The sequence below is a fragment of the Ruegeria sp. CJ9 genome (genome assembly GCF_056536625.1).
The window spans coordinates 142,528-164,122 of the sequence record NZ_JBQFPY010000005.1; the positions used below are offsets into that span (position 1 = coordinate 142,528).

The following is a 21,595-nucleotide window of genomic DNA, read 5'->3' on the forward strand; positions in this document are numbered from 1 at the left end:
GGTGCTGGCAATTGATGGGTTTTGTTTCAAACCAGCTGCTGTAGGGTTTCTGAAGCCAAGGAGAATGTGAATGAAACTCTATCACAGCCCGATGTCCCCCTATGTGCGTAAGGTTATGGTTTTGCTGCATGAAACCAACCAACTTGACGATGTCGAGGTGATGACCATTGCCAATACGCCGTTGGATCCCTCCGATTCCCTGCTGGGCAAAGTGCCGTTGACCAGAATCCCCGCGTTGGAGCGGTCCGATGGCCCGACATTGTTCGACAGTCGGGTGATCTGCGCCTTTCTGGATGCACGCGCCAAGGCCGGGATGTACCCCGAGGGTTCCGGGCGCTGGGACGTGCTGACACTGGAAGCGCTGGCAGACGGTATTATGGATTCAGCTTTGGCGGTCGCCTATGAAGAGCGTTTCCGCCCCGAGGATAAGCAGTGGGACCTTTGGAAGGATGCGCAATGGGGTAAGATCGAACGTGCCTGCGCTGCGCTGAACCAACGGTGGATGGCCCATTTGGCGGGCCCGCTGGATATGGGCCAGATCGCTGTGGCCTGCGCACTGGGGTATCTGGACCTGCGGCATGATGCGCGTGGCTGGCGTAAGGGCAATGATGCGTTGGCCGCGTGGTACGCGGATTTCAGCGAACGGCCAAGCATGGTTGCCACCCGCCCGCCAGCCTAGGAAACAGGCCCCGCGCCGAGGATGGGGCGGAGCCTTTTGCATTACTGGCTGCTGAAGGTGGCCAGATAGGCAGCAATGTCTTCGGCCCCTTTCTTCAGCTTCACGCTCATGTTCGGGCGTGCGGTTTCGTCATTCAGGTAATCCTGAATAAACCCAATCGGGTCTTGCGAGTAAGCGATGATATTTTCCTCGGTCCACACAAGCCCTTCGTTGCCCGCACGGATCATGTCATCAGTGAACATTCCGATGGGCAGGCGTTCGCTTCCGTAAAGATAATCAGTCTCGGATCCGGCAACACGACCTACCACACCATACAGATTCGGCCCGGTGATGCCGCCTTTGACCAAAATTTCTCCATCTTTGATGATCGCGTGGCAAGAAGAGCAGCGGTTATATAGTTTTTCACCCTTTGCCGGATCGCCAACGGCCACGGCCTGAGACGCGATGGCCAGAAAAAGGGTCAGCGTTGGTGCAAAAAGTTGTGACACGGGGTTTGACATTGAAAACGTCCTGCAGAGGTTGGAATTTCCTTGCCTTTCGTGGATTCCCGTTAAAAGTGCAATCGAATTCAGGCGTATATAACCCGTTATAAAATATACATTTTTAACTCAGTTTTTAATTGGTCACACATTCCAGAAAAGTGGAAAATAGGGTGGCAGAATCTGGTCTGAATCTTGCCCGATGCCCGCTCTCTTGCGGGGCAAAACCCAGTTCTGCATGCCGGTTTCGCCCTCAGTATGCCTCACCCGAATCACATGGGCAGCAGGTTTGGACAGGCGGTGGGTTCCCCCGCTTAAATCTGTCCCCATCTTGAAAAAATACCCCGTCGTTGTGACATGAATGCCCTGTTGAGGCGTCCTGCGCGCCTATGACCGCTGGACGAACCGATTTCTCCCGGCTAGATAGCCGCGATGAGACGCCGCTTTGATGCGGTGCTGATGCATGTTTGCCCGCAATCGCGGGCGCCGGAATCGGAGAAAACCTCGTGTCCCACGCAGAAGACCACGAAGGCACCCGCAGAGATTTCCTCTACTACGTCGCAGGCGGCGCAGGTGTCGTTGCGACGGGTGCAGCCGTATGGCCCCTGATCAACCAAATGAACCCATCGGCAGACGTTCAGGCGCTGTCCTCGATTCGCCAGGACGTCAGCGGTGTCGAGCCGGGCACGCAGCTGACCGTCAAATGGCTGGGCAAGCCTGTATTTATCCGTCACCGTACCGGTGCTGAGATCCAAGAGGCTCAGGAACAGGACGCCGAAGGCGTAGATGCACTGCCTGATCCGCTGGCGCGCAACTTCAACCTGCCTGCCGATGCGCCCGCAACGGATGCCAACCGCGTGATGCCGTCGCCCGAAGGCGAAGCGCCCGGCGCATGGATTGTTCAGATGGGCGTTTGCACCCACCTGGGCTGTGTCCCTCTGGGCGATGCGGGTGATTTCGGTGGCTGGTTCTGCCCCTGCCACGGTTCGCACTATGACCTTGCCGGTCGAATCCGCAAAGGCCCCGCGCCTGAAAACCTGCCCGTTCCGCCCGTTGAATGGGTGGATGCGACAACCATCAAGCTCGGCTAAGGGAGACCCAGATGTCCGGAATTCCCCACGATCATTACGAGCCGAAGACAAATGGCGAGAAGTGGCTGAACAGCCGTCTGCCGATCGTCGGCCTGCTGTATGACACCCTTATGATCCCAACGCCCAAGAACCTGAACTGGTGGTGGATCTGGGGCATCGTCCTGGCGTTCTGCCTGGCGCTGCAAATTGTCACCGGTATCGTTCTGGTGATGCACTACACCCCGCATGTCGATCTGGCCTTTGCCAGCATCGAACACATCATGCGCAACGTGAATGGCGGCTATATGCTGCGCTACCTGCACATGAATGGCGCATCGCTGTTCTTTGTTGCGGTATACATCCACATCTTCCGTGGCCTGTTCTACGGCTCGTACAAAGCCCCGCGTGAGATCACGTGGATCATCGGGATGCTGATTTACCTGATGATGATGGGCACCGCCTTCATGGGCTACGTTCTGCCTTGGGGTCAGATGTCCTTCTGGGGTGCAACCGTGATCACCGGCCTGTTTGGCGCGATCCCGTTCGTGGGTGATGCGATCCAGACTTGGCTGCTGGGCGGACCCGCGGTGGACAACGCCACGCTGAACCGCTTCTTCTCGCTGCACTACCTGCTGCCGTTTGTCATTGCGGCGCTGGTGATCGTGCATATCTGGGCCTTCCACACCACTGGCAATAACAACCCAACAGGTGTTGAAGTGCGCCGCGGTTCGAAAGCCGAAGCCGAGAAAGACACGCTGCCGTTCTGGCCGTACTTCGTGATCAAGGATCTGTTCGCACTGGCTGTTATCCTGGTTGTGTTCTGGGCGGTCGTCGGTTTCATGCCGAACTATCTGGGCCACCCGGACAACTACATCGAAGCCAATCCGCTGGTGACGCCTGCGCACATCGTGCCCGAATGGTACTTCCTGCCGTTCTACGCGATCCTGCGTGCCTTCACTGGTGAGGTCTGGGTCGTGCAGTTCGCCAGCTTCATCACCGGCGGCATTGTTGACGCCAAATTCTTTGGTGTGATCGCGATGTTCGGTGCGATCCTGGCCATGGCGCTGGCGCCCTGGCTGGACACGTCGACTGTGCGTTCGGGCAAATACCGCCCGCTGTTCAAATGGTGGTTCTACCTGCTGATCATCGATTTCTTTGCCCTGATGTGGCTGGGTGCGATGCCCGCGGAAGAGCCCTATGCGACCTTCTCGCTGATCGCGTCCGCCTACTGGTTCGCTTATTTCTTCGTGATCCTGCCGATCCTTGGCGTGATCGAGAAACCTCTGGCCCAGCCCGAGACCATCGAAGAAGACTTCAACGCGCATTATGGCAAGGCTGACGCCGACGCCACGCCGGCCGAGTAAGAAGAGGGACCGGAAACATGTTCAAGAAACTTGCAATCGGTGCCGCGTTTGCTCTCGCCCTTGCTCCTGCTGCGTCCTACGCGGCAGGCGGCGGCGAACAGCATATCGAGGACTTCCACTTCTCGTTCGAGGGGCCGTTTGGCACCTGGGACCAGAACCAGCTGCAGCGCGGTCTTCAAGTCTATACCGAGGTTTGCGCGGCTTGCCACGGCCTGAGATACGTGCCCCTGCGCGACCTTGAAGCGCTGGGCTATTCGGAAGAAGAAGTCATCGCCTATGCGGCGGGCAACTTCGAAGTGTTCGACCCCGAGCTGGACGATTTCCGTCCGGCCATTCCGACCGATCACTTCCCGGCAAATGACGGCGTTGGCGCACCGGACCTGAGCCTGATGGCCAAGGCCCGTGCGGGCTTCCACGGTCCTTACGGTCTGGGCATCAACCAGTTCTTCAAAGGCATGGGTGGCGCGGAATACATCGCCTCGCTGCTGGATGGCTATACCGGCCATGAAAAAGAAGAGGCCGGCACGATCCTGTACGAAAACACCGCCTTCCCAGGCGGCTGGATTTCGATGGCACCGCCCCTGGCCGAAGATCAGGTGGAATTCGCTGACGGTCACCCGGCCACGGTCGAAGCCTTGTCCGAAGACATCGCGGCCTTCCTGATGTGGACGGCCGAGCCGAAGATGATGGAGCGTAAGTACTCCGGCTTCGTCGGTGTCATCTTCCTGTCGCTGTTGTCGGTGTTGCTGTACCTGGTCAACAAGCGCCTGTGGGCAGGCGTGAAAGGCAAGAAGACCGTCTGATCGGATTTTGCTTCTGAATGTTACGAGGCCCGGTGTTCGACACCGGGCCTTTTTTGTTCGGCTGGCTGCCGGTGTTATACTTGCCCCGTCCTTTGTTGTTTCTGGGGCAGCACATTTTCAGCGCATTACATTTGGGAGAACGAATTATGGACACGCAGAGCAATGTCGAAAAGATGCGGAAAGCCTTTGCGGAATGGAACGATTGCAAGGCGTCAGATATCGGTATGTGGGAAAAATACACGACCGAGGATCTGTGCATGCGTTCGCTGGGCCGGGGCCAATACGGGCTGGATTTCAGCTGTGGGCGCGATGGTCGGGCCGAGATGCAGGAATATCTGGAAGATCTGACTGCCGCATTCGAGATGCAGCATTGGACCCTGAAAGACACCATTGCACAGGATGACCGTGTTGTCGGCATCGGCGCCTGTGCCTGGACGCATAAAGGCACTGGCAAGACGGTAGAGACGCCGATTTTGATCATTTGCCGGTTTCGCGACGGGCTGGTCTGTGAATACGAGGAATTCTATGACACCGCAGCGGTGTCTGCGGTCACCACCTAAGCAGCTTTACCTCAGGCAGTCAGCTGTGCGTCTGAGCGCCCTAGCACTTTGGCCGTCACAATCTGCCCCTCGGCATGCGGCGTGTTGAACGCGACCTCGGTGAACTGCTCGGTCCGGCCCATATGCGGGTTTTCCATCAGGATGTGATGGGTCTTGCCGATCTGGGCGGTCAGGTGCTTTGCGACCTGCGCCTCACCCATCGCGCGCAGACGGGCGGCGCGGTCCTTGATAATGTTCCCGTTGATCTGCTGCGGTATGCGGGCCGCCGGGGTGCCGTCGCGCTTGGAATAGGGGAAGACGTGCAGCCAGGTCAGGTCGCAATCTGTAACCAGCTTCAGCGAGTTCTGGAAATGCGCATCCGTTTCGGTCGGGAAGCCTGCGATGATGTCGGCGCCAAAGGTCATCTCGGGGCGCAGCTTGCGGGCCTCTTGCGTGAAACGGATGGCATCGTCGCGCAGGTGGCGGCGCTTCATCCGCTTCAGGATCAGGTCATCCCCGTGCTGTAGCGACAGGTGCAGATGCGGCATCAGGCGTGGTTCGGTTGCGATGGCCTGCATCAGGTTCTCATCCACTTCGATCGAGTCGATGGAGCTGATCCTCAGCCGCGGCAGGTCAGGCACCAGTTTCAGGATGCGCATGACCAAATCGCCCAGCTTGGGCTCTGCGGGCAGGTCAGCGCCCCAAGAGGTCAGGTCAACGCCGGTCAGTACAACCTCGTTATAGCCCCGGTCCACCAGCCGCTTGATCTGATCCACCACCACGCCCGCAGGGACGCTGCGCGAGTTGCCGCGGCCATAAGGAATGATGCAGAAGGTGCAGCGATGGTCACAGCCATTCTGGACCTGCACATAAGCGCGCGAGCGGGTGCCGAACCCATCAATCAGATGTCCCGCCGTCTCAGTCACCGACATGATGTCATCGACCTGCACAGCCTCAGTCTCACCGATGAAATCCGCGGCCATGCCTTTCCAGGTGTCGGGCTGCATCTTTTCGGTGTTGCCAATCACCGCATCGACCTCCTCCATCCGGGAAAAGGTCTCGGGTTCGGTTTGCGCAGCACATCCAGTCACGATCAGCCGTGCGTCGGGGTTCTCCCGCCGCAGTTTGCGAATCTCTTGCCGGGCCTTGCGCACGGCCTCGGCAGTTACAGCGCAGGTATTCACCACCACCGCGTCGGTCAGACCGGCTTGCTGCGACAGCTCTTTCATCGCCTCGGTCTCATAGGCGTTCAGGCGACAGCCTAGCGTGGTGAATTTGGGAGCGCTCATTCCAGAGATTCCAGAAATTCCGGGGTCAGAGTGCCCGAGAGCACATGGCAGGTGGGTCCGGTCATCCAGACGCCATCTTCGCGCCAGTCGACCCAAATGGTGCCACCGTCCAGATCAATCTGAACCTTGCGACCAGTCAGGCCAAGACGAGCAGCAGCCACAGCTGTCGCGCAGGAGGACGAACCAGAAGCCAACGTGATTCCCACGCCCCGCTCCCAAACACGCATGCGGATGTGGTCCGGTCCGATGACTTGCGCCACCTGCACATTGGTGCGCTCAGGGTACAGCGGGTGATATTCGTACCGCGCGCCAAATTCTCCCAGGGGAATCGCCTCGGCGTTTTCGACAAAGAACGTGCAATGGGGATTGCCCATACCGGTCGCGGTCGGAGTACCCTCGATCGGCAATTCCAGTGTATCAACTTCTTCAGCCAGCGGAATCTCGTTCCATTCCAGCTGCGGTTGCCCCATGTTCACCGAGGTCATGCCGTCCCCGGCATCGCAGGCAAAAAGCGTGCCGCGTTCGGTGGTCAGCGTCAGTTCCGATTTGCCGCTTTCTTCCAACAGGAAACGGGCGATACAGCGCGTGGCGTTCCCGCATGCCGCTGAGGTCGACCCGTCGGCGTTATAAAACACCAGATGCGCATCTGCGTTACCGTTTTCTATCACGGCCAGCTGGTCGAAACCCACGCCGAACTGTCGGTGCCCGATTCCCCTAGCAAGCGCAGGCGAAATCTCAACACTTTGCGCGCGCGCATCTACAATGACAAAGTCATTGCCAAGCCCGTGCATCTTCATGAAGGGCAAACCAGAGGTCATCATTCGTTGCATGGCCGGCATATAACCACGCGTTTGAAAGGAATCCACCCTGCGATGCAGATTCCTGAAAAAAGGGGTTGACCCCCCCGCGTCACCTCCCTAATTAGGCCGCCTATCGGGACGCCGGAAACAAGTTAAGTGACGGTGAAACGAGGTGCAAAATAAGGGCTTGAACCCAGTCGGGAAAATACCTTAGAGAGCGCCACGGATCGAACAGATCCAACAAAAGAGTGGGCCGTTAGCTCAGTTGGTAGAGCAACTGACTTTTAATCAGTGGGTCGCAGGTTCGAATCCTGCACGGCTCACCACTCCAAACACCAAGAAAATATGACTGAAACCTCTGTTAAGCAGGGGCAATCAGCCTTGCCGCCACAACACGCGGAAGCGCAGGATTGTGCAGGTTTCGGCACAACAATGCAGGCAAATCTGGAAAAAACCTGGAAGAAATCCTAGAGTCGCGGCGGGGCCAGCCGCTGCAATAGCTGATTCCGACATCGCCAATCTCTTGAGGAAACGCTGCTATGCCTGAGAGGAACCTGTCAGCACGAGAGCGTGCTTCAACTCATATCCAAGCTGCATTAGACACCGGCGTCCGCGGCGAACTGCGTGAAGCCCTACGCAAAGCGGCAGCATTGGCTGCTGGTCAGCGTGTGACTAATGTTTCAGATCTGGAGTACCGGCAGCTGGCCATCGGCGGCAAACTCGTTGACAAGGACCGTCCTGGTCTCTTGATGCGTCACGGTAAACGTACAGGCAAAGTATGGATCTATCGCTACGAACACCCCGAAACCAAGAAGCAGATCGAACTGCAATTCGGGCGCTACCCTGCTATGAGCACTGCCGATGCCCGCGAAAGGTGGCGTGACCTTCGCGCCCAGCGGCTCGAGGGAAATGTACCGACTGCCGTCAGCTCCGACTCACCTAGTTCATTGACGATGGGTGATCTGATCAAGCGTTACATTGCCGAATATGCGCGCGCGACCAAAGCCGCATCATCGGCAAAGGAAGACGAACGCCTCTTGGGCAAGTTCATAGTGCCTTATTATGCAGATTTGCCTGCAAGTGAGTTCGACCACGGGGTGGCCAAGGCTGTCTTATCCAACATCGTCAATGCGGGTGCGTTGCGGGAGGCTGAGAAAGTTCGGTCGGTGCTGTCGACGTTGTTCAATGTTGCAAGTGGTAGGACACGCAAGATCTCGACACTCGACGGCACGTGGCTGTCACCAGATCATCCTAACCCTGTGGGCGCGGTAACTCTACCTAAACGCAATCCAAGACAACACACACCTGGGACCCGCGAGCTGCGCAACTATATCCGCGGTCTCGATCAAATGGGGAAACATGGCCTGATCCTTCGCATCCAGTTGGAAACGTTTGCCAGGATCGGCGAAGTCTCCGCCATGGAGTGGGCTGAACTCGATCTGGATGCTGGCACGTGGACCCTCCCTGCCGCGCGATCGAAAAACGGAAAGGCGCATGTCGTGATGCTGGCTTGGCAGACCGTCGCCAGACTTCGCACCCGACAGGATGAGGCCACTTCGGATCTGGTTTTTCCTTCGGCTCAAGACACCAACCGCCCGACCGACAAACATTTGGTAATCCGGACGCTTGCTCGTAATCGTAAGACTATAGGCATTTCGGAAGAGTTCACCTCACACGCCACGAGGAGAGCAGCGCTGACATGGGTTGCTGAGAATGGCGGGGGTCGCGACATACGCGACCGGTTGTCGAACCATACACCGCCCTCAGACGGCGCCGACCATATCTACGTCTCTGCTGAGTACAACGAAGCAGCCCGCCGATTTACGCAGGCCTGGGTCGACCACTTGACCGCTTTGGAAGAAGAAAACGTTACACCGATCGGGGCGGCGCGAACATGAGTCAAGTATATGAGATCGGCGGTCTATTCCTACAGCGTGGCGATGACGGAAGAATACAGGTTTTCGATGATAGTTGGTTTGGCAGTTACGAGATTGGCTCTGGAGGTTGGTACCGAGTGGATGGAGCCCACGTTGGAGCAATTCCGCTTGACTTAAATAACCACCAGGTCGTGCTGGAGGCGTTCCAAGCTGCGGCATCCGAGATCGCACGGCTTAGAATCAATGCTGAAGATATGGAAATGCGCGGAGCAGTGATCAAGTCCAATGTTGAACGCCAGTTAGATGCAGCAAAAGAGCCTGAACGACGCCGCGCTCCAGGACGCGCCCGAGGAAGCGCCATCAATTCTGAAAGGGCCGAAGTCGCAAAAGCAATGGTCAAGCAACTCTGGCCGAAGGCTCTGGCGGATGCCGGTAGGTGCAAAGAGAATGGCTTAGTTCTGCTTAAGCAACGACTTGATTCATGGTCCACAGAAGACCCCGTCAATCGGAGAACTTACTCCATAAGCTACTTGCGAGCACTGGTTTAGTAGCCTCCAATCTCAGGTCTCTGAACAAGCCTTAAGGCTTATGTTGGCAAGCCTTAAGGCTTATCTTTTCTCGTTGATTTTCAGTGCTATGGCATGATTTCTCTAATCCCAAATTCGCACAAATGTGCGGTTTGAATGTGGAGGAACATCATGCACATTACTCGTGAACCAGACTTGAAAATCGCTGACGCTGCAGCCGAGATTGCGGTCTCGCATCGCAAAATCTGGGATCTAATCAGCCGCGGTGAATTGGTTTCCTACAAGATCGGTCCTCGAGGGCGTCGAGTGACACGTGAAAGCCTTGATGCGTTCCGGGAAAGGCGTGTTGTTCCGCCGCGTGGTGCAGCATGAGCAAACGCGGCCACACACACATTAAGGACGACAAGGTCGACACCCCCACGTCCGTGGTAGACAGGCTGGTACCTTACCTGGATCCGAATGAGAAAATCTCTGAGCCGTGTGCCGGCGCAAACGTTCTTGCAGCACAACTTGAGGCCCGGGGGCTTCACATCGCTGAGGCGTACGACATTGAGCCTCGGGACCGCAAGGTAGAGACTTCTGATGTCGCTAATCGTCGGCCACTTCATCTAGTGGTTACCAACCCGCCCTACGGAAAGAAGACCCGACTTCGTGTGCTCAATGCGCTGCTGGAAGCAAAATGCCGGGCATGGCTCTTGATTCCTTCGGATTGGCTCACCGGGCAATGGTTCGCGCCCTTCGCTCCTCACGTAGCTAAGATCGTTCCGGTTGGACGGGTTTCGTGGTTGGGAAATGGCCGAGGCGGCTACGACAACTCCACGTGGGTGTATTTCGAATTCGCTGAAGTTCATGAGTTCGTGAAGCCCAGAGTTGAGGCAAAACACGTGGCCGCAGGGGTCAAATCATGAGTCGCGAAGCACACAACCAGAAGAGCCAGCGACTCGCCGTTGCTGAACGACCAATGCTTCGGCATGCAACTCTTCCAGAGACCAACGTTCAATTTCTGGAGGAAGTGTTTCATGCGGCCAAAGAGGGTGAGACAGGCTGCATTGCGGCCACCCACCTATTACAGGGAAGACCCACATTTCCTGCATACGCTTGGCCGGCGAGCAATGTACAGGAGTTTCACACGCATTTTGGTGTCGGTCTTCACCTTCCGCAGGATCCAACGATCGGCGATCGGAGTAAGTTTCGACGAACCAAAAGTACCTGGTGCGGGATGGCAGTTCTTGTGCTTGACGACGTTGGTCAAAAAAAAGGTGACCGGACCATTAAGACTCCCGAAACGGAGCCGAGCTTTGTGGTGGAGACCAAACCAGGATCGCAGCAGTGGGGCTATATCTTTGATGAGCCAGTGCGTGACTATCAGCGCGCAAAACTGTTGCTCGATGCTACTATATTGGCTGGTGTAAGTGATCCGGGCGGGCAGAACCCGCTGCGGCTCGCGAGGCTGCCAGGCTCTTTGCCCTATGGCAAAACATATCGCGCAGAGTTGGTCGCGTGGACTGGCAGGCATTTCAGTGAAGCGGAAGTCATTACAGGGCTGGGTCTCGATCTCCAGGCTGCCAGCAAACTAGTAAAGTCAAACGCCCCAGCGCCTCTTACCGCGGGTGATCCCGCGCCCGCCAACATCGGCGACGACCCAGTGCTAGTTTGGCTTGATGCCCAAGGAATGATCCTTGGAGACCGGGGCGATCACGGTTGGATCGACGTCCTTTGCCCCTGGCACGACGAGCATAGTGAAGGAGAAATCCAGGGCACAGGTTACCGACCGCCTACGAGTTCCGATCCGTATCGCTCATTTCACTGCTTTCACCGATGCTCGAGTGTTGAATATGGACGCACCACGGACGCTTTCCTTGACTGGGTGCGCCGGTCAGGTGGTCCAGATGTGGGCAGTCTAGATGAGGCCGTCCGTGCAGAGCGCCGCGCGGTTTTCCGTAAGATGCGCTCCGATATGAGCCTTGGTGCCGCCGACCCGGTGTTGCTGGAACACGTCCGTCACGCCAAAACCACGACTGCTGGATCAGACGATTGGAAACGCCGTGTTAACAGCATCTCTTGGTTGTTGTGCCAAGATGGTTGGGGCGATGCAGAAATAGTACGCATGCTTATCAGCATAGGCGTCATGGGCGCGGATATTGGTGCCAGTGTTACTTGGCTTATCTCGCAAATCGGTAGCGCCCGCAAAACGCAGGCGACCAACGCGCGGCGGGACGCTGAGCGAGCAAGACGCCGACTTCCAAATCGGGAGCAGCGAATCGAGGCCGCTGTAAGGGCGCTCTCGCGCCTCAATACAAACGAGCAAAAAATCATTTCAGAATGGTTGAGTAAACAAATCGATGGCTGATGATTTGAACAACGTGCTGAAAATGATTGAGGGTCGCATTGGCGCAAATCGCGTCGTCGTGCCTGACGAGGGCGATGATCGAAGCGCCACCATTGCGGCTGTTGTGCAGGCTCTGAATAGGTTTGGTGAGGTATATTGCTTCGCAGACGCGACCTTCGTCGTGGCCGAGATCGAAAGTGCAATCTTACGAGAAGGTATCGATAGAAGTGCGCCCTTCGTCCGGCGCAAGCGTCCTATCAAGGCCGATACAACTAACCTGATAGTTCCCATGGAGCGCGCCGTAGAATGGTACGGGCGCGTGCAAAGCGGTCAGCGGATAGAAATCGCCCGCAAAAGAATGGACCCGTGGATCATCAAAGCGATCGCAAATCTTGGGCCGACCGGTGGCCTGCGCGAGTTGGCGGGGGTTGTTGATCACCCGGTGTGGTGGGAAGGACAATTGCTTACCGGATCTATCGGATACCACCCCCCGACAAAGCTCTATATCGACAGCAAAAACGTCGACATAGACCCTGACATGTACTCGTCACCACAGGACGCATTCAACTTTTTGGTCGAAGATTGGATGATGGAAGCTCGCTTTGATAACTTTCAGGATCTGGTGCACTTTCTGTCGCTGCCCTTAACTCTCATAAAGCGACCAACGTCGATTCGGCGCGGGTGTCCGATCTACCTTCTGAATGCGCCCGAGCCGAACAGTGGCAAAACGACAAGCGCTGAAGCCGCCCACCTATTGGTTACCGGCGGACTACCCGGCGTCACAGAGTATCCCGAGGACAGGCAAGAGTTTCAGAAATCCTATGCGGCGGCACTGATTGAGACACCGACCATGATCCTTTTCGACAATCTTCCTAATGGTTGGCATTGGAGAAATGCGACCTTAGACAAAGCAGCCACCAGCGACACTATGCGGCTTCGCATCCTGGGTAAGACACAGGAGGTGGAAGTTTCGACATTGCCCGTCATCGTCGTCACTGGAAATGCTATACAGCCAGGATCGGCTGACAGTATGTCTCGCGCGCTTTGGGTGAATTTCATGGGGCCAAAACCAGGACGTCTCTTCTCTAGGGACCTGATTGGCTTCACTGTCGAGAACCGTTCTGCGCTCCTCTCCGCCTACGCAAAAATCGCACAAGCCGACATCAGTTCAGTTGCCCGCATTCCTGGCGGTCGGTTCAGCGATTGGGAATATGAAGTGGCCGCGCCCATGATGGTTGCTTCTCAGACGGGTGTTGAGATCTACGACGCTTGGGCTGAAAACCGCTTTTTGGCATCAGTCGATGAAGCCGCCGCCGATCTTGTCGAAGCAATGGTTGTCGAGCAGGAAGAGATCGCCAAGAGTGTGGCCGACGCCGGGCTTATCCGGTTGGCGGAAAGGAAAGATAAGGACGCCAATGCCAGGGTGCGTATAAACAATGAAGGCTTCATGCCAGGGGATCTGGCGACACGGTTCCAAGAACAGCTTCGGAACTACGCAGTTGCACGAGGAAAGAAGCACGAGAGCGACCAAAGCGAAATTTCGGCGCGAGCAGTAAATGATTTGCTCGCGCCGCTTAACCGACGCCGCTTTGGCAATCATCGGTTCATTGTGAAGCAAGGGAAAAAGCCAAACGGGCGCCGGAAACTCACTTTTCGTGCAGAATTCGCCGAATTTTGAAGGCTCTTTGGAGACTTTTGGGGCACCAACGATGCAACACTGATCTGAAGGCCAAGCAACTGCCACACCCCCCATGCCCCCCGATCAACCCTTAATCTTATTCTTCGCGGGAAGCCAAATTTGGCTTAGTATTTCAGAGGAAGCAATGGGTGATACGTGGTGGAAGGGGTGGGCCTTCCGTCGTAAATAGAGGCCGAACTTAACGATGAGGGCGGTCCTGGTGGAAGTGATCCGCATGCCTCTTTCTAACAATCCAGAAGCTCGTGCACGACAGCTGGCCAACCTGCGGCCGGTTAGTCGAGATAAGTCGCTTGCAATGGAAATGGCGCTGCAGCATGGCTTCGGTGTTGGGGTGCAGAAACGTTGTACGGCCCTTAAGCGAGACGGCACCCCCTGCAGGGGATGGGCTGCCTATGGTACGCCAAAGTGCATTAAGCACGGGGCGCGCCAATATTCCGGGACACCTCCAAGTCCCAACCGCCATGTCCGCCAAGCTAGGGATTGGCTTTCTGAAAACCCACCTCCGCTTGAATTGACGCGAACGCCAGAATGGAGAGCGACGGAGACACTTGGGGCTCAGCAGGGGTTGTTGCGAAAGGCAAATCTGGTTGCTGCCTGGGTTGCGGCGCAGAACGGGTATTGGAAGGCTTGGCGCACTCTGACAAGTGTATGAGAAGCTTGAGTTGGCGTCCTCAGCCGCGCTGCGGGGAATTTTGTGGCGCGATCTTCAATGACAGGACGGATAGGCGAGGCTGAAGTAGCGAATATCGTGTTGGTCGTATACATCGCTGGCCTTCAGAATGTCCAAGTGCAACGGCACAGACTTGCCCGTTTTCGGAGATCTTCGCACGATTGCGACTTTGCTCAGCCTCATCGGCAATATCGTTTGGGCGGAATAGCACGGGACGCTTCTGTCTCGTATTTCCGGTAGCGACCACCTGAATAACGTGGGCAATCGCGAGCGTGACCCGCATTGATGACAGCCGCGCCAATGTCCGCTCCGTTCGTGTCAAAGCACACGGCAATCCATCGGTCATAGGACCGCTGACCATTGAAGTTGCAGGTGACGATGGCATTTCGATAAGTACGTTGCATCCAGCGTTTGCCAGCCTGGCCGCCTCGCTCATTCAACTCCGGTGCATCAACGCCATTAAGACGCACTGCAAATCGACCGCGGTCAGTTGCTATCTCTATCGTGTCGGCGTCACGGACATGCACGACTTTGCCTTCAAGCGTCGTTGCATGACAAGGCAAGGCTGCAAAGCAGCACGCTGCGAAAATTGCGGCTGAGAAAGTGTAGCTCATTCTGCATCTCCCAATGCCAGCAGAAGGAGACAGGCCAGAATGGGTGATCCCAAAAAACTGATTAGGACCCAAATCAGTTGGCTACGATTTCTACGCTCCGCCATACCTGCAGGCAGCAGGATATACAGCCAGATCAAGAAAAAGAGCGCCAACACTCCCGCGATTATTACAAATAGTTGTTCCATCACCAGCCGCCCATGTACTTAAGTTCGCCGGTTTCGAGGCTCATCGCATGAGTTGAGCCAACCCGCATATACATGTCGTTGGTATCAAGATTCATGAACATATCTCCACCGCCCACACGCATATATGTCTGCCCATCAATGGGGTTCACCCAAACGGTCTGAGCATGAACGGGCGATGCTGTGCCGGAAGCAGTCGGAGCGGCTGCAGTCACAGGTGTATAGGTCGGCGAAGACTCAGTTTCATCGACGGCGCAAGCCGCAACCGCCGTCAGTGCAATGATCGCTATTAGATGTTTCATTCACTGGTCCGGATCTCTTAGTCACCGCAAAATCTAGCATTTCGTGCAAGTACTTGCATTTGATTGACCGCCAAAAAAGTCGTATTTCTTGCCAAAATTGCATCCCGCGTTCTTGCCGAAGACATCAGCAGACAGCTCCTGCACGCCGATGTGTTGAAGTGAACACAATGTCATTGTTTACAAGGGTAGCGAGCCGCTCGATTCCTCAATTGTTACTTTTGACCACAAATTCCCGACGCGCAAAGACAACATAAACTAAACATCTAAGAAAAATTGGGAAGCAGTAGAATATCTTATTGAGAAGCTTGGATACGCAACGGATTTCAGATCAGTTATGCAATAATCTAGTGTTTGGGGTCACGCCCAAATGCGGCCGCCGCTCCCCGGCGCTTCAGGCAAATGATCGAGCATGTGTTCCAGATGGGCATCGGCCCACCCCCCTGCACCCACCTTAGTTGGTCGCACGCATTCATGCGAGGCACTCGCATTACCTGGGGCATGACTCTTTCAAATTCCACCCACCCCAAGGGGGGTGTTCCAGCATTGCCAGGTCCCGGGCCCAGAGGTGTAGCCGGTGTTGGCGCATTGGGATGTTTTATAGACGTACGCCATGTATGAATCCGACCGAAACGCGCCTGTGTATCTGAAGTCTTTCTCAACGCTTCACAAACGAGCCACAGCGGCTGCCTGAAAAACTTCAAAGTCGAAAAGTCAGCAATTATCGTTCTGAATGAACCGTTGAGCTCTTGAAGAAAGGGACTTGGTTCCATAGCGTTGGAGCACGGAGATAGCTTCTCCGAGCTTCCCCTCTGACCAGCGATCACGCGAGATGAGTTCCACGCTAACGGTTTTGACCAAGGATAAGACATTGAGCACTGCATCGCACTACAGGCAAATTGCTGAGCTACGGCTGCTAGTTGGCGCATTGGGAGAGCGTGATAATTACGGCTGGTGGCCCACTTCCTTCTTTTCACTGTCGGCAAAGATGTTTTTGGAGCCAGTCTTTCCGAGGACGTCGATCTTGGCGCAGTATCACGGCATCTTGGAGGCGGCTCGAAGCGCCCATGATGAACATTTGAGTGCGGGTAGCTTTCACACTTTTCGGCTTCCTGAAGAAGTCGAGCAAGATATCCAAAACACCATCGCATCTCTGTCGCCGGACGAGATCGAGGGTATCCTAGCTCACGATCGAGAAGCTCGTTTAGAGTCTCTTAGGGCCTTTGCCGACGCTCAAACCGAAAATGCTGAGGGGCCATTTCTCTGTGGCAACGTCGAGGACGTTCTATCTGGATCGGCGCTATCGAAATTAGCGTCAATCTATCTTGGAGCATTTGAACGAGGCATGAGCGCCTATCCATATTTCGAGGGGAGCTCGTAGTGGAAAGTGCTCCCTACACAACGCAGCTCCAGGCCGGCCTCGGATTGGTTGAGGAAACCAAAGAGCTACTCGAAATCTGGGAACCTGGAATGCGCACAGCAGCGTTGTACGCGACTGCGCTTTCTTCAGGTCGGTTTCCGAACGTGACGGCCCGTCGCCTGCGAAACATCGTGGCAGAGTGTTTTGCGCCACGCTACCTGAGGGGTGAAGGGCAAACGGCGCGACTTCTTAAGACTCTGCGTCATCAGCTTCCGAGTGATGCGTTCCTACAGCTACTCTTTCTGTACACCTGCCGTGCCAACCCAATCCTCGCAGATTTTGTCCGCGATGTTTACTGGGCGCGCTATGAGGGTGGCTACGATACCATGACAAGCAACGATGCCCGGTATTTTGTCGAGCGCGGCATCGACGACGGCAAGACCTCAAAGCGATGGTCCGAAAGCACTATTCGCCGAGTTGCAGCTTATCTTACGGGGTGCTGTGCAGACTTTGGGCTTCTCGAGGCCGGGTTGAAATCAACCCGGCAAATTCTTCCTTTTCGAATTGCGCAACCTGTCACTGCCTATCTGGCGTATGATCTTCATTTTCTTGGGATGGGCGACAACACCGTACTCGCACATGAGGACTGGGGGCTTTTTGGCCTGTCTCGTGAAGATGTAGCTCAGGAGCTGAAACGTGCATCACTCCAGGGCAACCTAGTCATTCAGAGCGCAAGCGACATTGTGCGTATCAGTTGGACGTCCCCGGACATGGAGGCGCTTTGCGATGGCCTCACTTAGAGCAGATTTTGATGAGCTTCGTGAAAGGATTCGCCATGGACGTGAGCTCGGTCACGCGAGCTTTGAACCCGTTTATTACCTCGTCTTTCCTCCTGAAAGCATACTTGAGGTAAAGCGGCAAACGCCTGCCTGGGAAGCGAAGCTACATCAAGAGGGTTGGGACGTTCAGCTGTTCTCAATCTCGGAGCTGCTTTGGGACTTGCTGAAGCAAGATCCGTTCTGGCCCCTCTGGGTGGCACAGGACGAGAAATCCCCGACTGATTGGAAGAAGACCAATGATGCTCTTGCTGCACGTGCTACTGCAGAAGACGGTCTTCTTCAGCGACTTGAGAGTAAGCTCACCGAGCTTGAGGGAAAAGAAAATGCGCTGCTAATTGTAACAGATCTAGAAGCACTGCATCCGTTCCTGCGTATCGGCTCAATTGAAAGTAAATTGCAGGGTAGTTTTCATGTGCCGACGATCTTTCTCTATCCGGGAACCCGTACAGGAAAAACAAGGCTTAAGTTTCTCGGGTTTTACCCAGAGGACGGCAACTATCGCTCCGTGCACGTGGGCGGGTAACAATTATTGAGAGCACAAAGCATGAGCATTCGCAGTCTGTTCGACCCATCTCGCGACATCAATCGGACGATTGAGAAAGTCATCAGCTACGGCGCTGACGAAGAGAGGCGCTTGAAGGCTGAAATATCTGAATACGTTGTAACTGATAGTATTGAGGAGCAGTTCGAAAAACTGCTCGATCAAATGCAACGCGCGATGGAAGCGGGCGGCGAAAACGAAGTTGGCGTATGGGTCTCCGGCTTCTACGGATCGGGCAAAAGCTCCTTTACAAAATACCTGGGTCTTGCCTTCGACAATCAGAGGACAATCGACGGAGTCCCTTTCCTAACTCACCTGCAAGATCGCCTTCACAAGCCGCAGACCAAAGCTCACCTTAGTACCGTCGCGCAGAGATTTCCGGCAGCTGTCGTGATGCTAGACCTAGCTAGTGAGATGCTCGCTGGGGCGACGATGGAGGATGTATCGAGCGTCCTCTATTACAAGGTTCTTCAATGGGCAGGTTACTCTCGGAACCTAAAGGTTGCCGCTTTCGAGCGGAAAGTAGAAGCGGACAATCGGACCGAAGAGCTTCACAAAAAGGTTTCTGAGGTGATGCCGGGTGCCACTTGGAAGCGGATACAAAATGATCCGCTTGCTATTGACGCACTTATTCCTCGCATCGCGCATGAGATGTACCCAGAGCTCTTCCCCGAGGCATCTTCTTTTAGCTCGAACATCGAAGACTTCCTTCAGTTCGAGGATCAGCGTGTCCAAGAGATGATTGATATTGTGCGCCAAAAGAGCGGTAAGCAAAATATCATCTTCATCGTCGACGAAGTTGGTCAATATGTTGCCTCCCGGGACAACTTGATCCTCAATCTCGATGGGCTTGCGAAGAACTTCAAGAGGTTAGGCGACGGCAAGGTTTGGATCATCTCGACGGCGCAACAAACGCTTACTGAGGATGATCCCCGAGCAAGTCTCAACTCACCTCAGCTCTTCAAACTTAAGGATCGGTTTCCTATCCAGATCGATCTCGAGTCCAGCGATATCAAGGAAATCTGCTATCGACGGCTACTTGGTAAGTCAAACGACGGTGAAAAGCAGCTCGCCAAACTCTTTGATCAGCAAGGTCAAGCGCTGCGACAGAACACCCGGCTAGAGAATGCGAAATACTACGACGCGGACTTCACCCGCGACACTTTCGTTCAGCTCTACCCCTTCCTGCCTGCTCACTTTGAAATCCTTCTTCACCTACTTGGAGCACTAGCCAAGTCGACAGGTGGCGTTGGGCTGCGTTCAGCCATCAAAGTTGTCCAAGACATCCTTCGTGGTGAGGGGGGGACAACTGCACTTGCGGATCAACCCGTAGGGTCGCTCGCCACGACGGTCACGGTGTATGACGAGCTCGAGAAGGATATTCGAAGAGCCTTTGCTCCAGTTCATCAAGCGGTCGGCAAAGTTCAAATTCGGTTTCCCGATCAACCTCTTCACCAAAATATCGCCAAATCTATTGCCGTGTTGCAGATACTGGGGAACCTACCAGTCACGCTTCAGAACGTTGCCAGTTTGATGCACTCCTCGGTCATGGCTCCGTCAAAGTTCGAGGAAGTCAAAGCAGCCGTGGAAGAGATGGTGCGGGACCCGTTGGTGCCGCTCGGCGACAAAGATGGCACGCTTGTCTTCTTGAGCGAGAAGCTGCGCGACATCGAGCAAGAGCGTAGCGGACTGGCGCTTCGTTCTGTCGATGTTCGGCGCATCTTCAACGATGGTGTCCGTGAAGTCTTCGATCCTCTACCCAGGGTCAACTTTCACGGAACTCTTGCAGTTGCTTCGGGTATCAAGGTTCAGAGTGGAGGCTCAGTGACGAGCCTTGCTGGAGAGCAAAACGCCATTCAGACAGTCGTCGAGTTCGTTGCATCCGACGACTACGAAACTGCCCAGATCCGCCTAGTTGACGACTCACGAAGCCATGCGTCTCGAAATGTCATCGGACTAATGACGAGGACAACGCCCGAACTGGACGACCTCTGCAACGAGATCTTCCGCTGTCAGCGGATAACCGAACTTCATCGAAACGACGCCGATCAGGAGATCAGGGACTATTGCAGAGCACAACAAGATCGCGCTGCAAGGCTGGCGACAGAACTCAAGTCGAAACTTAAGACTGCTCTTCAGGGGGGGTCGTTCATCTTCAGGGGACAGCGCACTGCTGTATCGGCGCTGCATGCCGACCTCTTAGAGGCGTCAAAGAAAATACTCTCCAGCGCAGCAGCCCAAGTGTTCGATCGTTATGGCGAAGCACCTGTTCGAGCCAACACAGATAATGCTGAGAAGGTTCTTAAGCTTGCTAATCCAGCGGCGATCACAAGTGCCCTAGACCCGCTCGGGCTTGTTCAGGTGAAAGCTGGTCGTCCGTCGTTCAAGACTGACGAAAAGGCTCTCGTGAGCATCCGTGACTACATTGATCGGCATGGAAGCGCGGTCGGGAAGCGACTTCTTGAGCATTTCAACGCTGACCCGTTCGGGTGGTCGCAGGACACAACCCGGTACATTCTCGCCGTTATGTTACTAGCTGGCGAGATCAAACTCACGGTCTCAGGGCGCGAGGTTACAACTGCTGGACCGCTTGCGATTGATGCCCTCAAGACAAATAACAGCTTCAAGCAGATTGGCGTGTCTCTGAGGGACGAGCGTCCCTCCAATGAAGCCTTGTCGCGCGCTTCGGAACGTCTGACCGAGTTGCTGGGCGACACCGTCATCCCGCTTGAGCAAGAGATCAGCAAAGCGACGCTGAAGAACTTCCCTCGGTTTCAGAACGAATATGGTTCCTTGCCCGAAAAACTCGGCTCACTTGGTGTTGACGGAAGTGATCGCGCACAAGCATTGAACCAGTCTCTGTCGGACCTGCTTTCTTCTGACGCTTCGGATGCGCCCCAACTTCTAGGAGCGGAGGAGTCGGCACTTTTCGAAAATCTGAAATGGGCTACAGAGGTTCGGCGAGCACTTGAGAATGGGCTGGAACACACACTTCGGCAGCTTCAATCTCATAAGCGTGATATCGAGGCGTTGCCGGATACCGGCGCACCCGGCGCGCTGCGCATGGAGCTAAAGGATGAGCTCTCATCCATTTCCAATTGGACAGCCAAGGACGACTTCTTCAGGCATTCTGCAGACTTGGCTTCGACCCTAACTCACATCAAGGGCCGCGTTCGTGACACTGTCATTGAGTTGTCGAACCAACAAAAGCAACGACTCAAGGACGGCGGCGAAAGTCTCCAAGAGCTGTCTGAGTGGCGAGAACTTACTCAGGACGAGCGTGGTACGACCCTACGCCGATTGGATGCCTTGGAGCTCACAGCGACTGAAGACCTAGCCGGGCTTAACGCACTGCTTGCTCGGAATTATGATATCAGCACCACGCTTGACGAACTGAAGCGTTCTGTGGAGGTCACAGGACAGGAGCGCATTCGCCAGCGCATTGCTGATGAGCAGGCGAAGAAGGGAAAGGACGGTCCCTCGCGCCTGGAAACGTCGGTGTCCATCCCTGCCAAGGTGAGCTCGGCGTCGGAGCTCGAAGCGGTAATCTCGGAGCTGGAAGAGCTGAAAACGCAAGCTCGACTCTACGAGGAGATCGACGTCTCCATCTCTCTGAAGACGGATGAGGGCTGATC

The 21,595-nt window shown here is 55.4% G+C and carries 20 protein-coding genes and 1 tRNA gene; 16 read left to right on the top strand and 5 right to left on the bottom strand.

The features are described from left to right. The first annotated feature begins 70 nt into the window (after window positions 1-70). On the top strand, window positions 71-679 hold the full coding sequence (locus ACR0AJ_RS12195; RefSeq protein ID WP_170550164.1) for a glutathione S-transferase: 609 nt from the start codon (window positions 71-73) through the stop codon (window positions 677-679). A gap of 41 nt (window positions 680-720) precedes the next feature. On the opposite strand, the gene ACR0AJ_RS12200 is transcribed toward ACR0AJ_RS12195, so the two are convergent. Then, the gene (locus ACR0AJ_RS12200) at window positions 721-1,179 is read right to left on the bottom strand and encodes a c-type cytochrome (protein ID WP_170349659.1); all 459 of its coding nucleotides are present in this window, start codon (window positions 1,177-1,179) and stop codon (window positions 721-723) included. A gap of 485 nt (window positions 1,180-1,664) precedes the next feature. Here ACR0AJ_RS12200 and petA point away from each other — a divergent pair, with 485 nt between their 5' ends. The 4 genes from petA to ACR0AJ_RS12220 all read left to right on the top strand — a co-directional run bounded on the left by petA (window position 1,665) and on the right by ACR0AJ_RS12220 (window position 4,955). Next, window positions 1,665-2,249 (top strand): ubiquinol-cytochrome c reductase iron-sulfur subunit, encoded by a 585-nt coding sequence (petA, locus tag ACR0AJ_RS12205; RefSeq protein WP_170349660.1) that lies wholly within the window; start codon window positions 1,665-1,667, stop codon window positions 2,247-2,249. A gap of 11 nt (window positions 2,250-2,260) precedes the next feature. Next, window positions 2,261-3,592 carry a cytochrome b gene (petB, locus tag ACR0AJ_RS12210; protein WP_170349661.1) on the top strand — a complete coding sequence of 444 codons (1,332 nt, stop codon included), beginning with the start codon at window positions 2,261-2,263 and terminating at the stop codon, window positions 3,590-3,592. A 17-nt stretch (window positions 3,593-3,609) separates the two neighbouring features. Beyond that, window positions 3,610-4,395, top strand: coding sequence for a cytochrome c1 (locus ACR0AJ_RS12215; RefSeq protein WP_170349662.1), 786 nt, complete (start codon window positions 3,610-3,612; stop codon window positions 4,393-4,395). 146 nt (window positions 4,396-4,541) lie between these two features. Then, window positions 4,542-4,955 carry a nuclear transport factor 2 family protein gene (locus ACR0AJ_RS12220; protein WP_170349663.1) on the top strand — a complete coding sequence of 138 codons (414 nt, stop codon included), beginning with the start codon at window positions 4,542-4,544 and terminating at the stop codon, window positions 4,953-4,955. A gap of 11 nt (window positions 4,956-4,966) precedes the next feature. On the opposite strand, the gene mtaB is transcribed toward ACR0AJ_RS12220, so the two are convergent. Next, window positions 4,967-6,223, bottom strand: a complete 1,257-nt coding sequence (gene mtaB, locus ACR0AJ_RS12225) for a tRNA (N(6)-L-threonylcarbamoyladenosine(37)-C(2))-methylthiotransferase MtaB (RefSeq protein ID WP_480740930.1) — start codon at window positions 6,221-6,223, stop codon at window positions 4,967-4,969. Next, complete coding sequence (dapF, locus tag ACR0AJ_RS12230; protein WP_480740932.1) at window positions 6,220-7,062, bottom strand: diaminopimelate epimerase; 843 nt, start codon at window positions 7,060-7,062, stop codon at window positions 6,220-6,222. The genes mtaB and dapF overlap by 4 nt, the downstream gene beginning before the upstream one ends. Window positions 7,063-7,273: 211 nt before the next feature. On the opposite strand from dapF, the gene ACR0AJ_RS12235 reads away from it, so the two are divergent. From ACR0AJ_RS12235 to ACR0AJ_RS12265, 7 genes are all read left to right on the top strand, one after another. Next, window positions 7,274-7,349 (top strand) — tRNA-Lys (locus tag ACR0AJ_RS12235). A 213-nt stretch (window positions 7,350-7,562) separates the two neighbouring features. Then, window positions 7,563-8,921: a tyrosine-type recombinase/integrase gene (locus ACR0AJ_RS12240; protein ID WP_480740933.1), complete on the top strand. Its 1,359-nt coding sequence runs from the start codon at window positions 7,563-7,565 to the stop codon at window positions 8,919-8,921. Then, the gene (locus ACR0AJ_RS12245; protein ID WP_480740934.1) at window positions 8,918-9,448 is read left to right on the top strand and encodes a hypothetical protein; all 531 of its coding nucleotides are present in this window, start codon (window positions 8,918-8,920) and stop codon (window positions 9,446-9,448) included. The genes ACR0AJ_RS12240 and ACR0AJ_RS12245 overlap by 4 nt, the downstream gene beginning before the upstream one ends. A 150-nt stretch (window positions 9,449-9,598) precedes the next feature. Further along, window positions 9,599-9,799, top strand: a complete 201-nt coding sequence (locus ACR0AJ_RS12250) for a helix-turn-helix domain-containing protein (RefSeq protein WP_170705535.1) — start codon at window positions 9,599-9,601, stop codon at window positions 9,797-9,799. After that, complete coding sequence (locus ACR0AJ_RS12255; protein ID WP_480740936.1) at window positions 9,796-10,335, top strand: hypothetical protein; 540 nt, start codon at window positions 9,796-9,798, stop codon at window positions 10,333-10,335. Before ACR0AJ_RS12250 ends, ACR0AJ_RS12255 begins: the two co-directional genes overlap by 4 nt. Beyond that, on the top strand, window positions 10,332-11,777 hold the full coding sequence (locus ACR0AJ_RS12260) for a hypothetical protein (RefSeq protein ID WP_480740937.1): 1,446 nt from the start codon (window positions 10,332-10,334) through the stop codon (window positions 11,775-11,777). The genes ACR0AJ_RS12255 and ACR0AJ_RS12260 overlap by 4 nt, the downstream gene beginning before the upstream one ends. Then, the gene (locus ACR0AJ_RS12265) at window positions 11,770-13,434 is read left to right on the top strand and encodes a hypothetical protein (protein WP_480740939.1); all 1,665 of its coding nucleotides are present in this window, start codon (window positions 11,770-11,772) and stop codon (window positions 13,432-13,434) included. Before ACR0AJ_RS12260 ends, ACR0AJ_RS12265 begins: the two co-directional genes overlap by 8 nt. An 870-nt stretch (window positions 13,435-14,304) precedes the next feature. On the opposite strand, the gene ACR0AJ_RS12270 is transcribed toward ACR0AJ_RS12265, so the two are convergent. Both ACR0AJ_RS12270 and ACR0AJ_RS12275 read right to left on the bottom strand, forming a co-directional pair. Beyond that, window positions 14,305-14,739: a thermonuclease family protein gene (locus tag ACR0AJ_RS12270; RefSeq protein ID WP_480740940.1), complete on the bottom strand. Its 435-nt coding sequence runs from the start codon at window positions 14,737-14,739 to the stop codon at window positions 14,305-14,307. A gap of 184 nt (window positions 14,740-14,923) precedes the next feature. Beyond that, on the bottom strand, window positions 14,924-15,223 hold the full coding sequence (locus tag ACR0AJ_RS12275; protein ID WP_480740941.1) for a hypothetical protein: 300 nt from the start codon (window positions 15,221-15,223) through the stop codon (window positions 14,924-14,926). Between the two features lie 868 nt (window positions 15,224-16,091). Here ACR0AJ_RS12275 and ACR0AJ_RS12280 point away from each other — a divergent pair. Genes ACR0AJ_RS12280 through brxC form a run of 4 tightly spaced genes read left to right on the top strand, consistent with a single transcriptional unit; the run spans window position 16,092 to window position 21,593 of the window. Then, a complete protein-coding gene (locus ACR0AJ_RS12280; RefSeq protein ID WP_480740942.1) occupies window positions 16,092-16,601 on the top strand; it encodes a BrxE family protein in 510 nt (169 codons plus the stop codon). Then, window positions 16,601-17,380: a BrxA family protein gene (locus ACR0AJ_RS12285; RefSeq protein WP_480740944.1), complete on the top strand. Its 780-nt coding sequence runs from the start codon at window positions 16,601-16,603 to the stop codon at window positions 17,378-17,380. Before ACR0AJ_RS12280 ends, ACR0AJ_RS12285 begins: the two co-directional genes overlap by 1 nt. Further along, complete coding sequence (locus ACR0AJ_RS12290; RefSeq protein ID WP_480740945.1) at window positions 17,367-17,942, top strand: BREX protein BrxB domain-containing protein; 576 nt, start codon at window positions 17,367-17,369, stop codon at window positions 17,940-17,942. The genes ACR0AJ_RS12285 and ACR0AJ_RS12290 overlap by 14 nt, the downstream gene beginning before the upstream one ends. Window positions 17,943-17,963: 21 nt before the next feature. Then, window positions 17,964-21,593 (top strand): BREX system P-loop protein BrxC, encoded by a 3,630-nt coding sequence (brxC, locus tag ACR0AJ_RS12295; RefSeq protein ID WP_480740947.1) that lies wholly within the window; start codon window positions 17,964-17,966, stop codon window positions 21,591-21,593. The last annotated feature ends 2 nt before the right edge of the window (window positions 21,594-21,595 follow it).

Excerpts from the sequence above, each read along its gene's own strand:
- ACR0AJ_RS12195 (WP_170550164.1), top strand. The coding sequence starts at position 71 with ATGAAACTCTATCACAGCCCGATGTCCCCCTATGTGCGTAAGGTTATG.
- ACR0AJ_RS12200 (WP_170349659.1), bottom strand. The coding sequence starts at position 1,179 with ATGTCAAACCCCGTGTCACAACTTTTTGCACCAACGCTGACCCTTTTT.
- petB (WP_170349661.1), top strand. The coding sequence starts at position 2,261 with ATGTCCGGAATTCCCCACGATCATTACGAGCCGAAGACAAATGGCGAG.
- ACR0AJ_RS12215 (WP_170349662.1), top strand. The coding sequence starts at position 3,610 with ATGTTCAAGAAACTTGCAATCGGTGCCGCGTTTGCTCTCGCCCTTGCT.
- ACR0AJ_RS12220 (WP_170349663.1), top strand. The coding sequence starts at position 4,542 with ATGGACACGCAGAGCAATGTCGAAAAGATGCGGAAAGCCTTTGCGGAA.
- mtaB (WP_480740930.1), bottom strand. The coding sequence starts at position 6,223 with ATGAGCGCTCCCAAATTCACCACGCTAGGCTGTCGCCTGAACGCCTAT.
- dapF (WP_480740932.1), bottom strand. The coding sequence starts at position 7,062 with ATGCCGGCCATGCAACGAATGATGACCTCTGGTTTGCCCTTCATGAAG.
- ACR0AJ_RS12240 (WP_480740933.1), top strand. The coding sequence starts at position 7,563 with ATGCCTGAGAGGAACCTGTCAGCACGAGAGCGTGCTTCAACTCATATC.
- ACR0AJ_RS12245 (WP_480740934.1), top strand. The coding sequence starts at position 8,918 with ATGAGTCAAGTATATGAGATCGGCGGTCTATTCCTACAGCGTGGCGAT.
- ACR0AJ_RS12250 (WP_170705535.1), top strand. The coding sequence starts at position 9,599 with ATGCACATTACTCGTGAACCAGACTTGAAAATCGCTGACGCTGCAGCC.
- ACR0AJ_RS12255 (WP_480740936.1), top strand. The coding sequence starts at position 9,796 with ATGAGCAAACGCGGCCACACACACATTAAGGACGACAAGGTCGACACC.
- ACR0AJ_RS12260 (WP_480740937.1), top strand. The coding sequence starts at position 10,332 with ATGAGTCGCGAAGCACACAACCAGAAGAGCCAGCGACTCGCCGTTGCT.
- ACR0AJ_RS12265 (WP_480740939.1), top strand. The coding sequence starts at position 11,770 with ATGGCTGATGATTTGAACAACGTGCTGAAAATGATTGAGGGTCGCATT.
- ACR0AJ_RS12270 (WP_480740940.1), bottom strand. The coding sequence starts at position 14,739 with ATGAGCTACACTTTCTCAGCCGCAATTTTCGCAGCGTGCTGCTTTGCA.
- ACR0AJ_RS12275 (WP_480740941.1), bottom strand. The coding sequence starts at position 15,223 with ATGAAACATCTAATAGCGATCATTGCACTGACGGCGGTTGCGGCTTGC.
- ACR0AJ_RS12290 (WP_480740945.1), top strand. The coding sequence starts at position 17,367 with ATGGCCTCACTTAGAGCAGATTTTGATGAGCTTCGTGAAAGGATTCGC.
- brxC (WP_480740947.1), top strand. The coding sequence starts at position 17,964 with ATGAGCATTCGCAGTCTGTTCGACCCATCTCGCGACATCAATCGGACG.